The following is a 14926-nucleotide window of genomic DNA, read 5'->3' as shown; positions in this document are numbered from 1 at the left end:
TGGGGTGGGTGTAGTTTAATCAAGGGAAAAGCACTGTAAGTAGTTCAAGCTCTGATCAATAGACGAGCTTTTCTCAGCAAGAACAGTAATACTGTCTCCTGCCGGGTAATGATATTGGCATTGCCGTCCATGCCAGCTTGCAAATTACATGTGTGATTATGCGATCGCAGCGATCGTTCCTGGGATTGAATCGTCACCTCATATTGAGCATTGGCTCCAGGTTGTGATTGATTTGGCACCGCAGAATGGCTATTAGAAGTAGAAGGTACGGCGGCATCGGGCGAAATGGCGGTAACTTTACCTGCTAGAGTGCCATAGTCAGGATAGGGACAACTGGAAACTCTCAGGTTAACGGACTGTCCCACCTCAACTTGCCCAATGTCCTGCGGTGACACATACGCCTTAATCACTAAAGGCACTTGATTGGGAGCAATTTGGGCAATTAAGTCACCTGCTTGCACCAGTTGATTTAGATTACGGAGGTTCAGTTGTTGAATTGCCCCGGTGACGGGTGCGCGAACTACGGTATGGCTCAGATCCGCTTCAATCTGCTGGAGTTCCTGGCGATCGCGAGTCAACTCATTTTGGAGTTGTGCCTGCTGTTGGATCAGCGCTTCCCGTTCTTTATTCAACGTAGCTAGGATTGAACTTCCTCTAGCCCGTTCCTGAGTAATTTTCTCTGTCGCGATCTCGATCGTTGCCGTACTGGGATTCAATGAGGCTCTGGTGCGTTGTAGACGGGCAAGGGCAGCTTCTAATGTGGCTTCCTTCTCACTAATTTGCAATTGTGCCACTGCCCCTGTATTGGCTAATTCTTGATACCGGGCTAACTCTTCTTTGGCTAGTTTGACAGCAGCTTCCGCTTCTCGCACTTCGGCTTGGGTTGTGACCCGTTGATCTTGATGTTGGCGTTGGTTCAGTCGCAGTTCGGCTTCAGCCGCTGCCACCACTCGCTGAACCGCCTGTTGTTCTGCTGTAATCTGGGTCTGTACTGCGGCAATTTGAGCCTTTAGTTGTTCCAGTTGACGTTGTACTTGTTGAATACTGCTGGCTAATTGCCGCTTTTGGGTTTGTAGGCGCGAATCATTCAGGGTGGCGATCGCCTGTCCCTGTTGCACCGATTGGTTAAGCTTGACATCAATGCGATTCACAGTGCCAGTAGCGGCTGCCTGTACCAACCGGAGTTCTCCCTGGGGACGAATCACGGCGGGTGCTTGTACAGTGGTCGGATATTTGAGAATAGCCGCTAGACCGATCGCGCCTGCAAAACTGATAAGCATGACGATGCCGCCAAAAATGCTCCAACGACCGATCGGGGGCAAAAACTCATTGGGCTGAACTGGGGCAAGACCATCGGGGTTAATTATCGTTGCTTGGGCTGTCAATGGTTTAGGACTATCCATTACATTTAATATTCTCCGAAAATAGCTTATCAACAAGTGTGATGATCATCGAATCTCATATCGATAGCAAATTCTATTCTCGATCGTATCTATCAATCGCTCGGTTCTCAGCTAAAGAATTGAGATTTACAATGCTGATGGTCTTGATGAGTTGAATTTGGTGAAATATCCCTGTGTTCTCCAACATAGTGAAGAAGATTGTGGTGCTGCCTGTCTTGCCACGATCGCGAAAACTCACGGGCGCATCTTGGCGATCTCGCGGGTGCGGGAAGCGGTTGGTACAGGGCAATTGGGTACAACGTTATTAGGCTTACGGCGGGGCGCAGAAGCGTTAGGATTTAATGCACGAGCGGTGAAAGCGACCCCTGAATTAATCGAACATTTAGAGGAAGTGCCGTTACCCGCTATTATCCACTGGAAAGGGTATCATTGGGTTGTTTTACATGGTCGCCAACGCCAAAAATATGTCATTGCTGATCCCGGTGTTGGAGTACGTTATCTCACACGCGAGGCATTAACAGATTCCTGGAGCAATGGCGTGATGTTGTTGCTGGAACCGGATGCCAGTCGGTTTTATCAACAGCCCAACGATCGCATAGCGGGGTTAGGGCGATTTCTGGGGCGGGTTTGGCACTATCGCGCTTTGATTGCAGAAGTTGTGCCCCTGAATTTGGTGATTGGGTTATTATCCTTAGCCTTTCCACTGTTAATTCAGGTCTTGACCGATGATGTGTTAGTCCGGGGCGATTTTGATCTATTGGTGACAGTCGCGATCGCGGTGACAGCCATGACGCTGTTTAGCAGTGTGATGCAGTTGATTCAAGCGCATCTAGTTGCACATTTTGCTCAACGCCTGGAATTAGGTCTGGCATTAGATTTTGGTCGTCAAATTTTACAACTGCCGCTCAGTTACTATGAGTCCCATCGCAGTGGGGAGATTGTCAGCCGGTTACGGGATATCCGGGAAATTAATCTGCTCATCTCGCAGGTGGTGATCAGTCTACCTAGCCAGTCGTTTATTGCTCTGGTGTCTCTGGGACTGATGTTGATTTATAGCTGGAAGCTAACCGCCGCAACGATCGTGGTCGCTGGGCTGATGAGTGTGTCTGTCCTGGTTTTTCTCCCTGCGTTGCAACAAAAGACCCGCGATGTATTAGTAACAGATACCGAAAATCAAGGTTTATTGGTAGAAACCTTTAAGGGAGCGCTGACTCTGAAAACCAGTAATGCGGCTCCCCAAGCCTGGGAAGAATTGCAAAGTCGGTTTGGTCAATTAGCGCATGCCACTTTTCGTTTGTTGCAGATTAGTATTGTCAATAATGTGTTCTCAACGCTGGTATCCGGTCTGGGTTCCTTAGCGGTATTATGCTTTGGCAGTGTTTTGGTGATCCGGCAGGAAATGACGATCGGGCAACTGTTGGCATTCAATGCCATGAGCCGAAATTTTACGGCGCTGATTAGTACCGTATTGAATTTTGTGGATGAGTTTGCCCGAGCTAAAACTGCAACTCAACGAATTACCGATATCATTGATGCCAGCCCTGAAGTTGCACCCCAGGTTTCAAAGGATTGGGCAACCATTCCAACCAATACAGATATCGTGTGTACTCATCTCAACTTTCACCATATTGGGCGGGTCGCACTGTTGAAAGACTTCTCTATTACAATTCCCGGTGGTCAAGTAACGGCGTTAATTGGTAAGTCGGGTTGTGGTAAGAGTACACTGGCAAAACTAATTGCTGGGCTATATCCATTGCCATCGGGAAATATTCGGTTTGGGCAGTATAATCAATCGGATTTGGCGTTGGAATGTTTGCGTCAGCAAGTGGTATTAGTGCCGCAGGAGGCGCATTTCTGGAGCCGATCGATTTTGGCTAACTTCCGCTTCAGCTACCCCAATGCCACATTGGAACAGATTGTCTATGCCTGTCAGGTGGCAGGTGCGGATGAGTTTATTAGCCAACTACCGGACAAATACCATACGGTACTGGGTGAGTTTGGTGCCAATTTATCGGGTGGACAACGGCAACGATTAGCGATCGCCCGAGCGATTCTCACCGATCCTGCCGTACTAATTTTGGATGAATCAACAGGTGCGCTTGATCCGGTTACGGAAACGGAGGTTTTGGATCAACTGCTGGCATATCGTCAAGGTAAAACCACGATTATGATCAGCCATCGCCCCAGAGTGATTCAACGGACAGACTGGATTGTGCTGCTGGATCAAGGTGAACTTAAACAAACGGGAACCCCGGCAGCTTTAAGCCAACTACCGGGGGAACATTTAGGATTCTTAAATCCTTAATACAGATTCAGCGCTTTTACTTCGCATGGAGGAGGCTTTCTACCCAACTTCATAGTCTGTTAACACAGTCATGTAACCACTTTGCTTTCCAGCTTGTGACTTGACTGGGCGAAGAGAATCAGGAAGAAAACATTCCCTCCTGAAACTGCCGCTTCATGTTCTGGGGCTAAATCCACCACCATGTTTTGCAATGAGGAGTTGCTCGGAAGTTGGGGTGATGAATGTTTGATTGCGGTTTTATGGAACATAGGTTAACTCCTTACTGGGGTGTACTAGGAAATCTTCAGGTCTGATCGTCAGTCCACCGGTTACTTCGCATGGAGAAGGCTCTCTACTTAACTTCATAGTCTGTTAACACAGTCATGTAACCACCTTGCTTTCCAGCTTGAGGTTGACTTGGTTGGGCGAAGAAAATCAGGATCACAGGAAGATGACCTCCTGCTGAAATTGCTTCTTCTTGCTCTGGGGCTAAATCCACCACCATGTTTTGCAATGAAGGATTGATCGAAAGTTGTGGTGGTGAGTGTTTGATTGGAGTGTGATGAAACATGATTAGCTCCTTGCTCCTGGGTGAATTTAGGTTGGAAACCTGGCAGATGCGATCGGTTGTATCAGCATTCTCTGCTAATCAATGATCATAGGATTTCAACCGAATTTTGATTCTTGGACTTGCCTCCAAAGTTGGTATTGTCCCGACCATCACAGGTCGATCAGGATCACCATTACCGCCAACAACAGCACTAGCCTGTTCATCTTCAATGGGCTGCCATAGAGGAGTGATTAGAAATGACGATCGTAGCCATTTCACCCAACAAATTTGAGCGCGTATATTATCCATAGTAATGACTAACAACTCCTATTTCTTCTATAGGAGTGATATCACCAAGAATGATGTCTTTGCTAGTTTGGCGAGCCCGATTGGCTTGATTCAGAAATGACGGTAATGCCGTTGAACTCCCACCGGATATCAACTCCTCATTGCGTTCATTTAGGCTAACAACTAGCTTTAGCCATGACTGATTTGGCTGAACTTGCTGTTCAAGCTTGATAAATTGGATCGGCAACATGATCTGAGCCTCCTATGAGTTTAACTCTGCTGCTTTTAGTTCAATCTGCCCTTAGATTTAACCCCTGGACTAGCGCATTTGTGCTGCGGGTGCTGTCACTGTGCTGCCACCCCCGATCGCAGAACCAAGTACCGAGGAGGTCTGTCCACATTGAGAAGGGGTATCACACGCTCCGTTCCCAAGGGCAACAATGATGCCGTTATCACCACCGCTTCCTAACGCTGTCAACAGTCCAGATCCATGTCCTCCTGAGATTAATTCAGCCGTTTCATTGCTGAGTGTTTTAACGCCATCCAATAAATCAATTTCTGAGATCCGCAGCATTTTTATCCTTATTCCTCCAGATAGTGATTCCTGATGCCGTTCGTCCAGATTAATCATAAATCTGGCAATGATTTAGTAGCAGGAAATCTTGTGTTTAAGGGTTGATGAAGCATAGCTCTTGTTTCACCTAGGCGAATGAGAAAATTCACGAATTTAGAATCGGAATGTTGCTCGGATTGCACCATACAGTTCTGTTGTCTCACTGCTGTCTACTAAAATGTTTACATACGGCTTATATCGGACAAACTGTTCCTTAGCACCACCCGAAAACGACTCTTGATTAAACTCATCTAGTCTAATGAAAAGATCTTGAATCGAGTTAGAATCCAGGCTGGATTGTGATGTTTTTTTGATTGGGAATTGATTCATCATGGGTTAAACTCCAATGCCATATCTGGTTGAAATTAAGGCAAACTTAATAACAGGGTTCCTCTAATCTTGCCCTCCGCTTCTGGTTGCCGAGCGGTTGTCGTTTGGACAACTACAAGTTCAGTGGCAAACTCTTGTTCTAATCGACGTAGACTACCCGCAGAAAGTCGTTCTGCCTGTTGATCCTCTAACGCCTGCCAAAGGGTTTTCTTCATTGCTAAAACTCCAGTTTGCTAAATAGAATTGAATTGATGCGATCGCTCAAATCAATGCTGTTCAGTGCTTATGATTCAGTAACAGATTGTGATGAACGACTGGTAGATGTCACTATCACTACTGCAAGCGTTGACGTTTAAGTAAAAGTAGTAGTGACGACTCAACTCGCAGTGATTCGGTTAAATCATTAATGTTGGAATACTCCGAATGCCGTATTGACTCGCGATGCTGGTAGTAGAATTATCCTCTGCTTGTAGTCTGGAGCGTAGCCGATCGTCTCCAGTAAAGCTCCCTCCCAGGTAGGCTTCGGTATCTTCTGCATTCAGTTCTACGATTAAATGACACGTAAGAAAGACCTCAAAGGTAGACTGCAACGATCGAGAAATGGGGGGCTGATAAGTCATCATTCGTACTCCTAAACATAGGGGCTTAGTGAAGGGTAAAAGTTATTTTGCTCTGTAACTACCCTGTATTAATCTACATGTTTGCCCGTTGGAAATTATGCAGCTTGAAGTAACGATCGCACCTGTTACAGTTCTAACGGGATGTCTATTTTGGCAAAAAATTAGCGAAAAATCTTGCACAATTATGCTGTTTTTGCCTGATCTTGCGATGGGCTGAGTGATGTTTTGGAGGTTCTACTGTTAACGAGCCGAATCAACAGTTAAAAAGTAGTGCAGACGATCGCTACCTAGGCGATGGCGATCGTCTGCGCTGTAACCTCTTGCCAAGTTCTAGCCCTAGCTTTGAATGCTGATCATTACCAGGTTATTGGCGGCAATTCTGGCAGAGTTGTCTCAGGCAAATGGATTAGCAAATAGCAGCACTAAAGAGATAACAAGTCGGGATGGGACAGGCCTGCCAAATCCGTCAACGGCTGGCGTTTCACCAATCGCCTCTCTGCCACCACTGATCTGTGCGGTTATTTCCTCTGCCATGTCTTGCCATAGCGTGGGATGGGAAATGGTTTGTAGTGGTTGAGTTGTCTTTTCTCGCATTTCAGCCTCCTGACAGTGTTTGCTAGAGTTGGACTCTACAACTGTTTACAAAATCTGGATGATCATTTTGCCGCATTAGCACCGCTCTTGTCCCGGTTCTGGTGGCAGCATATCGTTTAGGCTATGACACGCTTTCACGGCGGTTGGTCCGGTGTACGGTCTAGAGTTATTACCGCCGCAAATAGTCTGTTGTTCAGAATCGCTGAGTGCAGGTAATAAGCAGGATGCTGGCAATGATGCTAATGTCACATTTAAAGACTGACGGAACATGGTATTCCTCCTTTGATAGTTGTGCAATCATCAGGCTAATGAGGTTTGTTCTATGCTTGAAATTAGCCTGTACTCCCATACATGGTTGATCAATTGGGACTATGCATAGGAGGCTTGATAGGTAGATCATGCTGATCAAACTATTTAATAGTGGCAAGCAATGGCAAAATGATCTTGCACATTTATGCCGTTTCTGCCTAATCTTGCTATGACTTGAGCAATGTTTTTGGAGTGATTCCTGTAAGCCGTTTGAAATGACGGTTTAAATGACTTTGATGCGCGAAACCACAAGCGATCGCGACATCGGAAATACTCATTTTCCCCTGTAATAGCAACTGTTTCGCTTGGGCTATCCGTTGTTGAATGACATACTGGTATGGACTCAATCCTGTGGATTGTTTAAATAATCGGCAAAAGTAATATCGACTGATACCAAGATGAGCAGCGAGCTCATTCACAGATATGTCCTGATCTAAATGATCCTGAATATACTCGATCGCTTGCTTGAGCTTTTGTTGGGGTAAACCACCCTCATACTGAGATACTACGAATGTTTGCGCTGCATAGGTTTGTAACAGGTGGATAGCTAAAAATGTAGTAGCGGATTCTGCGTACAGACGACTATGCACACCATAGGTTTCGAGTTGCTTGCTTAATCCCAATCCAACTTGATAAATCAACTCATCCTGTATCAGCAGATGCGGAATTAACTCAAACTGATCCGTGTCTAGCACTTCGATCGCATGGCGAGTCAGTAATTCGGGTCGCAAATATAATGACAAAACGTGAGCATCCCGATTCCAGCGAATAACTTGTGTGGTTTGGATTGGGCAAAGGGCAATCGATCGGGGCAACATCAAACCAGTTTGTGAGTGCTGATTCATCACCCGTTCTACCTGAAACCCTTGTCCTAAATTGATGGTGATGACAAATTCTTCCAGAGAGTATTCGGGGGTTTCTCCGGGGGGCAACAACATTTGGTCTAGGCTAATGCCATCCCACAACGTCTTCCCACTAGACAGAATCGGGGATTGAGGTAAAAACTCTGGGTAGGCATGTTCGCCGTTGGTATCACCATCGGGTTGGGTTTTGCCTGACATCATTAACCTTGCTATGGGGCATATTAGTGATCTTACTTTAAAGATATAAGCCAGCGATTTCAGGTAGTCCGGATATTTTTACCACCATCCCGGGATAATTTATAAACTTTGTTTAAGCATTTACAGTAAATACTTATGTTTCTCTTTTTCAACTTAAGTTAGTCTTATCAATGTTGGGAAGTTGCTCAGTGGGTCTAAGAGGGCGTTTGAAAAGTCACAATCGTTACCTGAACTGCCCCCCTAACCCCCCAATTCTGGGGGGAACCGGATTCAAAGTCCCCCAGAATTGGGGGATTTAGGGGGCTAGTGCAATCGTTTTGATACCTTTAAAACATCCTCTAAGGTCATTTCCAAAAGAAGTTATCCCCACAAATTGTCGGGGTTTGGCATTCGGTCAACAGTCTTTCCGATGGGGCAGAGAGAATCTGCCGAATGCTAAACCCGTACAGGGGTAATATCTTTCTCAGAAATCTCCTAACGGCTGAACCAGGCTGAACGCTAAAATAGGGGCAAAAGTTCTGTCAGTAGAAAAACAGTTCTGAGGGCAATGGGGCTGAGGCAAATCTGAAGGCATGGCTATCGCTTGTCTCGCTCTGCCTAGCCTGCCTTTGTAACGAAGCATAAGGCTTTATTGGTTTTTGATAACTCCGTTGTTTAGTGTGGAATTCTTAAATTAAGGGGCTAACTAGGGAATAATTCTACAATTCACCTGCTTGCAGTTCACTAGTTATGGAGATTCCTAAACTTTGTTTAAATGTTGGAGATGCTGCGATCGTTGATGCGGATGCTAACGCAAATGCCGATGATGGTCAGATTGACCTGCCTCACTATAGCCTCCCTTATTTTGCTCATGCCTTTGATGCGCTGATCCTGACTGATGAGCAAGGGCAATTTTTAGATGTTAATCCCTCTGCCTGTGAACTGTTAGGGCTACCTAAAGCCACATTATTAGGACATAGAATTGCAGATATTTGTGCATTAGATGGGCAGGTCGCGCAAATCTGGCAACATCCTCTGCCTGCTGAACCAATCAAAGGTCGATTTTGCTTGACGCGATCGGATGGTGGCATTCGGCAGATAGACTACGTGGTTACAGCATCCGGTTTATCACACGGTCATCTGTGGATTTTGCGAGATGTCACCGCCGATCAAGCATCTGAAGCCCCCTCTCTACCTGCGGCTGACGATTTGCGCGTATTAACCGCCGCATTATCAGCTTGTGCCAATAGTATTGTAATTACCGATCGCCAGGGCACCATTCAATGGGTGAATCCTGCCTTTGCAAACCTCACAGGCTATACCGTAGAGGAAGCGATCGGCAAGAACCCTAAAGATCTGGTGAATTCTGGCAAGCACGATCGCCGCTTTTTTCAACAGTTGTGGGACACTATTCTGGCAGGTCGCGTCTGGCATGGAGAGATCACGAATCGCCGCAAAGATGGCAGCCTGTATGTTGAGGAGATGACGATTACGCCTGTGCTGAATGAGCAGGGCGAAATTAGTCATTTTATTGCGATTAAACAGGATATCAGCGATCGACAAAAGACCGAAACGACGCTACGTGAGAATGAAGCGAACTTGACGGCGTTAATTGAAAATACTGATGGCAGCATTTGGTCGGTCGATCGCCAGTACCGCTTAATTTCTAGCAATTATCAGTTTCGGGCTAACTTTAGCCATGTCTTACAGCGTGACGTGACTGAACACGAATATGTATTGCCGCCCGAGCTACCTACTGCGCTACGAGAACAATGGCAGGGATATTACGATCGGGCACTGCAAGGTGAAAAATTCAAAGTTGAAATTCAAAAACAAACTGCCCCTCGATTGATTTGGTTTGATTATCGCTTTTGTCCAATTCAAACCGCTGATGGACAAATTATTGGAGTGAGTGTTTGTGGGCGTGATATTACTGAACGCAGGCAAGCTGAAGAGGCTTTAAAGCAATCTGAAGCCGAGTTACAGGCGTTGTTTAATGCCATGTCTGATGTGGTACTGGTTATGGATCGATCGGGACAATATATTAAAATTCCGCCCATCAACTCGGCTTTACTGATTGCTCCGGCTGAGGAACTACTGGGTAAAACCGCTTACGATGTCTTTCCGCAGGCAACGGCAGAACGAGTCATCCAGGTGATTCAGCAGGTGTTAGCCACGCAACAACCTCAAACCATTGAATACGACTTTCTGCTTAACCAACAGACTGCCTGGTTTAGTGCCAGTGTTTCCCCCCTGCATGACCACCAGGTGGTTTGGGTATCTCGGAACATTACCGAACAGAAGCAAGCCGAACAAGCCCTCAAAGCCAGTGAGAAACGGTTGCGCCGACTCCATACTGCCGTGATTAACTTAGGCAAACATCCTGTCCTTTACAATGACGACCTGACAACCGCCTGGCAATTGATCACAGAGACGGCTGCTCAGGTGTTGCAGGTAGAACGGGTTAGTATCTGGTTTTACGATCCGAGCCATACCCGGATTATCCTTCAAGATCAGTATGAACTGAGTCCACAGTGTCACTCGCAGGGCATTGAACTCAGTGCGGTAGATTACCCAAATTACTTTCAGGCTCTAGCGAGTAATGAAGCGATCGTCGTGGAACAGGCGGTGAGCGACCCTCGAACTCAGGAGTTTTTACTGGATTGGTTACAACCCCACAACATCCAATCGATGATGGATATTCCGATTCATTTTGAAGGAAAAACCATCGGGGTCATTTGCCATGAGCAGGTACAAACCACCCGACAATGGGCGATCGAAGAACAAAACTTTGCCAGTTATCTGGCTCATATTGTGGCATTGATTCTCGAATCGCGGGAACGACAACGGACGGAAGCGGCACTGCAACATAAGGAAGCCAAATTACTGGAAGCCCAACGGGTTGCCCATGTTGGCAGTTGGGAACTGGATGTCCTGACAGCAAAGATCATCTGGTCGGAGGAAAGTTTTCACTTGTTTGGGTTTGATCCAGCCCAGCCGGAACCAACCTATGAGGAGCATCTGCAACGCATTCATCCAGACGATCGTGCCTTAGTCCAAGCGGCAGTTGATCAAATCGCGACTACAGGGCAACCCTTTGCCGTTGATTTCCGGATTGTCCATCCTGACGGTAGCGTGAAATATGTTGAAGGGAGAGGCGAAGCGATTCACGATCACCAGGGGCAAACCGTTCGGCTCCTGGGCACATTGCTGGATATTACCAGACGCAAACAGGCGGAAGCCTCATTGCAGCAACAGGCAGACCGCCAACGCTTACTCAGTACGATTACTCAACATATTCGGCAAAGCCTGGATTTGAATAACATTCTCACGGCTACAGTGACCGATGTGTTGGGGCTATTGCAGTGCGATCGAGTGCTGATTCTGCGCCTCTATCCCGACTATACCGGCAAAGTTGAAACCGAAGCGTTAGTTGCGGGTGAATCATCCCTGGCTGGAGAAACCTATCGCTGTAATTGCCCGAATGGGTGCTATCCCAGCTTCTGCCAGGAGAGTCCCCTGGTCATTGATGATGTTGCGACCTATCGAGCCGATTACTGTCCCCTCTCCTATTTGTTAGGATTGGAAGCCGTCGCTCAGATGGCTATTCCAGTGCTGCATCAGGACAGCTTATGGGGATTGTTGATTGCCCAGGAATGTCATTTACCGCGTCACTGGCAAACGTGGGAAGCGGATCTCCTTGCCGAAATTGCCAATCAGGTCAGTATTGCGATTCATCAAGCTTATCTTTATCAACAAGTACAACAATTTAATACCAAGCTAGAACGACAAGTTCAAGAGCGCACGATCGAACTCTGGCAATCCCTACATTTTGAAGCCCTCTTGAAACGAATTACGGATAAAGTGCGAGATAGCTTGGATGAGCAACAGATTTTGCAAACGGCAGTGCAAGAATTAGCCTGGGGTGTAGAGATTGAGTGTTGTGATACTGGCATTTATAATGCCGAGCAAACCACTTCAACGATCGCCTATGAATTTACTAAAAGCCTCAGCCCAGCCCAGGGAAAAACGTTTGCGATCGCCGATGCACCGCATGTGGATGTTTATCAATACTTATTAAACGGACAAATTTGTTTGTTCTGTGATCTGATTCCCAACCCAGTGCGATCGCGACATCGCCTGTTCTCTGTGCTTGCCTGCCCGATCGTCGATGATCAAGGTATTCTGGGGGATTTATGGTTATTTAAACATCGAGAAGAGGTGTTTAACGAATTGGAAGTGCGGTTGGTGCAACAGGTTGCCAACCAGTGTGCGATCGCGTTAAGACAATCCCGGTTATTTCAAGCTGCACAGGCACAGGTGCAGGAACTAGAACGATTGAATCGCCTGAAAGATGACTTTTTAAGTACGGTGTCTCACGAACTCCGGACTCCTATGTCTAATATTAAAATGGCGGCTCAGATGTTAGAAATTATTTTGAGTCGAACTGACATTTTGCAAACGAACGATCGGGCGAGCCAGTATCTTCAGATCCTCAATCATGAATGTCAACGTGAAACGAATTTAATTAATGATTTATTAAATCTATCGCGGTTAGATGCTAAGGTCGAACCGTTAATGTTGACAACACTGGATTTGCACATGTGGATTCCAGCGATCGCAGAACCATTTGAAGCCCGAACTCGTCAACAAAAACAACAATTAGATATTCAGATTTCGGCTGATTTACCGTCAATCATCACTGATCTGAAGTATCTGGAACGAATTCTGACCGAACTATTACAAAATGCCTGTAAATATACCCCCGCCGGAGCAACGATCACGATCGCGGCGGTTATGAAGCGATCCAGCCCTACCGCTCCTGACGCTCTACAGATTACAGTAACTAATTCTGGGGTAGAAATTTCTCAGAAGGAATTACCTTACGTGTTTGATAAATTCTATCGAGTGCCCAACAATGATCCCTGGAAACATGGTGGGACAGGCTTAGGGTTGAGTTTGGTCAAAAAGCTGGTTGAGCGGCTTCAGGGAGAAATTACTGTCCAGAGTTGTGCCCATCAAGTTCAGTTCACCCTCACCCTGCCCTTGAGCCTGACGAGTATGCAGTAGGAATATTCCCATATTGCTGTTCCACCAACAACAGCAGTATTATCCGCTCAAGCACTTGACTTGAGTACCTATTGTGTCCATTAAATTTGTCAATCATATTCATCTGCGGAACCTCCGGGGTGATCTATTCGGCGGCTTAACGGCGGCGATCGTCGCATTACCCCTGGCGTTAGCCTTCGGAGTGTCGTCTGGGATAGGAGCCATCTCTGGGTTATATGGAGCCATCTTCGTCGGGTTCTTTGCGGCGCTGTTTGGTGGTACACCGGCTCAGGTTTCGGGACCCACAGGACCGATGACCGTTGTGATGACTACTGTAATTGCGGCGTTAGTCAGCCGTCATCCCGATACAGGGTTAGCTCTAGCATTTACCGTCGTGATGTTGGGCGGACTCTTCCAAATCCTATTTGGTGTGTTGCGCCTGGGACAGTACATTACGTTGATGCCCTATACCGTAATCTCTGGTTTTATGTCAGGGATTGGAGTGATTATTATTCTGATCCAAATTCCGCCGCTATTAGGCTATGAAGGGGTCGGTGGAGTTTGGGGAACTTTTCAGCAATTAACCACCTATCTGAGCCAACCGAACCCGATCGCGTTAGGGCTAGGGGTGCTGACCTTAGCGATCGTGTTTACGGCTCCACCCAAGCTGAATCGAGTTCTCCCTTCACCATTATTGGCCCTTGTGGTCGTCACGCTTCTATCGGTCGTGCTGTTTGGTGATGCCAATGTGCCTCGGATTGGTTCGATTCCGACGGGCTTGCCCAGGTTACGGATGCCAGTCTTTAGCCTGAATGAGTTGCAAGAGATGTTTCGCTATGGGCTGATGCTAGGGGTGTTAGGGGCGATCGATTCCTTGTTAACCTCGCTAGTTGCCGATAGTGTCTCCCGAACGCAACATGATTCTGACAAAGAACTGATCGGTCAGGGCATTGGCAATTGTTTATCTGGGCTATTTGGTGGGTTGCCCGGAGCCGGAGCGACCATGCGGACGGTTGTGAATGTGCAAGCCGGTGGCAAAACCCCACTATCCGGGATGACTCACGCGATCGTATTATTATTGGTGGTGCTCTGGGCAGGACCGTTAACCGCCGTGATTCCCCATGCGGTACTGGCAGGTCTGCTACTCAAAGTCGGGATTGATATTATTGACTGGGGCTTTATTAAGCGGGCACATCATCTCTCCTTCAAAGGCACTGGTTTAATGTATCTGGTGCTGGTGCTGACGGTGTTTGTCGATTTAATTACGGCCGTGGTGATTGGAGCATTCATTGCTAATCTGCTGACCATTAAACGGTTGACCGATGTCCAAAGCGATCGTGTCCAAGCCATTACCGATCCAACCCAATCTCCCCACCTCAGTCCGGCGGAACAAGCGATTCTGACCCAGGCTGGCGGCAATATTCTGCTATTTCAATTGGGTGGTCCGCTCAGTTTTGGGGCGGCTAAAATCATTTCTCAACGGATGGCGATCGTTAAAGAGTATCAAGCTCTGGTATTAGATTTAAGTGAGGTGCCGTCGATCGGGGTGACGGCAGCGCTGGCGGTTGAAACAATGGTGGAAGATGCCGCCAAGCGGCAACGGCATGTCTGGATTGTGGTGACTCCTGGACAGGTGCGTAACCGGATTGAGAAACTGAGGTTGCAACGATTTTTCGCCCGTAAGGGAGTGCTAACAGGAGAGCCTTCCCGTTCCGCGCAAATTTACCAGATAGAAAATCGGTTTCAGGCATTGCAATCTGCCCTGGCGATCGTGCAACCGGATCTGCCATTGCCTGCTACCCCAATTGATTCGTGATCGCTGGGGCAAAAAAGCCCCTCTCTACTA

14 protein-coding genes are annotated in these 14926 nt (G+C 47.1%); 3 read left to right on the top strand and 11 right to left on the bottom strand.

Annotated elements, in window-relative coordinates; translation table 11 throughout:
- Positions 1 to 44: 44 nt before the first annotated feature.
- Complete coding sequence (locus ACN4EK_RS00490; RefSeq protein ID WP_431655357.1) at positions 45 to 1403, bottom strand: HlyD family secretion protein; 1359 nt, start codon at positions 1401 to 1403, stop codon at positions 45 to 47.
- A gap of 160 nt (positions 1404 to 1563) precedes the next feature.
- Between ACN4EK_RS00490 and ACN4EK_RS00485 the strand changes: the two genes are divergently transcribed.
- Complete coding sequence (locus ACN4EK_RS00485) at positions 1564 to 3708, top strand: peptidase domain-containing ABC transporter (protein ID WP_431655356.1); 2145 nt, start codon at positions 1564 to 1566, stop codon at positions 3706 to 3708.
- 68 nt (positions 3709 to 3776) lie between these two features.
- On the opposite strand, the gene ACN4EK_RS00480 is transcribed toward ACN4EK_RS00485, so the two are convergent.
- From ACN4EK_RS00480 to ACN4EK_RS00435, 10 genes are all read right to left on the bottom strand, one after another.
- On the bottom strand, positions 3777 to 3956 hold the full coding sequence (locus ACN4EK_RS00480; RefSeq protein WP_431655355.1) for a hypothetical protein: 180 nt from the start codon (positions 3954 to 3956) through the stop codon (positions 3777 to 3779).
- An 83-nt stretch (positions 3957 to 4039) separates the two neighbouring features.
- Positions 4040 to 4258: a hypothetical protein gene (locus tag ACN4EK_RS00475; RefSeq protein WP_431655354.1), complete on the bottom strand. Its 219-nt coding sequence runs from the start codon at positions 4256 to 4258 to the stop codon at positions 4040 to 4042.
- 280 nt (positions 4259 to 4538) lie between these two features.
- Positions 4539 to 4775 carry a hypothetical protein gene (locus tag ACN4EK_RS00470; protein ID WP_431655353.1) on the bottom strand — a complete coding sequence of 79 codons (237 nt, stop codon included), beginning with the start codon at positions 4773 to 4775 and terminating at the stop codon, positions 4539 to 4541.
- A gap of 69 nt (positions 4776 to 4844) precedes the next feature.
- The gene (locus tag ACN4EK_RS00465) at positions 4845 to 5099 is read right to left on the bottom strand and encodes a hypothetical protein (protein ID WP_431655352.1); all 255 of its coding nucleotides are present in this window, start codon (positions 5097 to 5099) and stop codon (positions 4845 to 4847) included.
- A gap of 153 nt (positions 5100 to 5252) precedes the next feature.
- Positions 5253 to 5471, bottom strand: a complete 219-nt coding sequence (locus ACN4EK_RS00460; protein WP_431655351.1) for a hypothetical protein — start codon at positions 5469 to 5471, stop codon at positions 5253 to 5255.
- A gap of 32 nt (positions 5472 to 5503) precedes the next feature.
- The gene (locus ACN4EK_RS00455) at positions 5504 to 5683 is read right to left on the bottom strand and encodes an ATP synthase subunit c family protein (RefSeq protein WP_431655350.1); all 180 of its coding nucleotides are present in this window, start codon (positions 5681 to 5683) and stop codon (positions 5504 to 5506) included.
- A gap of 180 nt (positions 5684 to 5863) precedes the next feature.
- A complete protein-coding gene (locus ACN4EK_RS00450) occupies positions 5864 to 6088 on the bottom strand; it encodes a hypothetical protein (protein ID WP_431655349.1) in 225 nt (74 codons plus the stop codon).
- A 393-nt stretch (positions 6089 to 6481) separates the two neighbouring features.
- Positions 6482 to 6682 (bottom strand): hypothetical protein, encoded by a 201-nt coding sequence (locus tag ACN4EK_RS00445; RefSeq protein ID WP_431655348.1) that lies wholly within the window; start codon positions 6680 to 6682, stop codon positions 6482 to 6484.
- Positions 6683 to 6757: 75 nt separating this feature from the next.
- Positions 6758 to 6952, bottom strand: coding sequence for a hypothetical protein (locus tag ACN4EK_RS00440; RefSeq protein WP_431655347.1), 195 nt, complete (start codon positions 6950 to 6952; stop codon positions 6758 to 6760).
- A gap of 206 nt (positions 6953 to 7158) precedes the next feature.
- Positions 7159 to 8052, bottom strand: coding sequence for a helix-turn-helix domain-containing protein (locus ACN4EK_RS00435; protein ID WP_431655346.1), 894 nt, complete (start codon positions 8050 to 8052; stop codon positions 7159 to 7161).
- Between the two features lie 729 nt (positions 8053 to 8781).
- Between ACN4EK_RS00435 and ACN4EK_RS00430 the strand changes: the two genes are divergently transcribed.
- Both ACN4EK_RS00430 and ACN4EK_RS00425 read left to right on the top strand, forming a co-directional pair.
- Positions 8782 to 13101 carry a PAS domain S-box protein gene (locus ACN4EK_RS00430; protein ID WP_431655345.1) on the top strand — a complete coding sequence of 1440 codons (4320 nt, stop codon included), beginning with the start codon at positions 8782 to 8784 and terminating at the stop codon, positions 13099 to 13101.
- A 73-nt stretch (positions 13102 to 13174) separates the two neighbouring features.
- Positions 13175 to 14896 carry a SulP family inorganic anion transporter gene (locus ACN4EK_RS00425; protein ID WP_431655344.1) on the top strand — a complete coding sequence of 574 codons (1722 nt, stop codon included), beginning with the start codon at positions 13175 to 13177 and terminating at the stop codon, positions 14894 to 14896.
- Positions 14897 to 14926 lie beyond the last annotated feature (30 nt).

Origin of the sequence: Pantanalinema rosaneae CENA516 (genome assembly GCF_050753385.1) — a bacterium.
Taxonomy (GTDB): domain Bacteria; phylum Cyanobacteriota; class Cyanobacteriia; order Leptolyngbyales; family Leptolyngbyaceae; genus Pantanalinema; species Pantanalinema rosaneae.
Note: the sequence above shows the minus strand (reverse complement) of the source record. Positions and strands in the feature narration are given on the sequence as shown.

Bases quoted from the DNA above. Each gene is read 5' to 3' on its own strand.
- ACN4EK_RS00490 (WP_431655357.1), bottom strand. From the start codon at position 1,403: ATGGATAGTCCTAAACCATTGACAGCCCAAGCAACGATAATTAACCCC.
- ACN4EK_RS00480 (WP_431655355.1), bottom strand. From the start codon at position 3,956: ATGTTCCATAAAACCGCAATCAAACATTCATCACCCCAACTTCCGAGC.
- ACN4EK_RS00475 (WP_431655354.1), bottom strand. From the start codon at position 4,258: ATGTTTCATCACACTCCAATCAAACACTCACCACCACAACTTTCGATC.
- ACN4EK_RS00470 (WP_431655353.1), bottom strand. From the start codon at position 4,775: ATGTTGCCGATCCAATTTATCAAGCTTGAACAGCAAGTTCAGCCAAAT.
- ACN4EK_RS00465 (WP_431655352.1), bottom strand. From the start codon at position 5,099: ATGCTGCGGATCTCAGAAATTGATTTATTGGATGGCGTTAAAACACTC.
- ACN4EK_RS00460 (WP_431655351.1), bottom strand. From the start codon at position 5,471: ATGATGAATCAATTCCCAATCAAAAAAACATCACAATCCAGCCTGGAT.
- ACN4EK_RS00455 (WP_431655350.1), bottom strand. From the start codon at position 5,683: ATGAAGAAAACCCTTTGGCAGGCGTTAGAGGATCAACAGGCAGAACGA.
- ACN4EK_RS00450 (WP_431655349.1), bottom strand. From the start codon at position 6,088: ATGACTTATCAGCCCCCCATTTCTCGATCGTTGCAGTCTACCTTTGAG.
- ACN4EK_RS00445 (WP_431655348.1), bottom strand. From the start codon at position 6,682: ATGCGAGAAAAGACAACTCAACCACTACAAACCATTTCCCATCCCACG.
- ACN4EK_RS00440 (WP_431655347.1), bottom strand. From the start codon at position 6,952: ATGTTCCGTCAGTCTTTAAATGTGACATTAGCATCATTGCCAGCATCC.
- ACN4EK_RS00435 (WP_431655346.1), bottom strand. From the start codon at position 8,052: ATGTCAGGCAAAACCCAACCCGATGGTGATACCAACGGCGAACATGCC.
- ACN4EK_RS00430 (WP_431655345.1), top strand. From the start codon at position 8,782: ATGGAGATTCCTAAACTTTGTTTAAATGTTGGAGATGCTGCGATCGTT.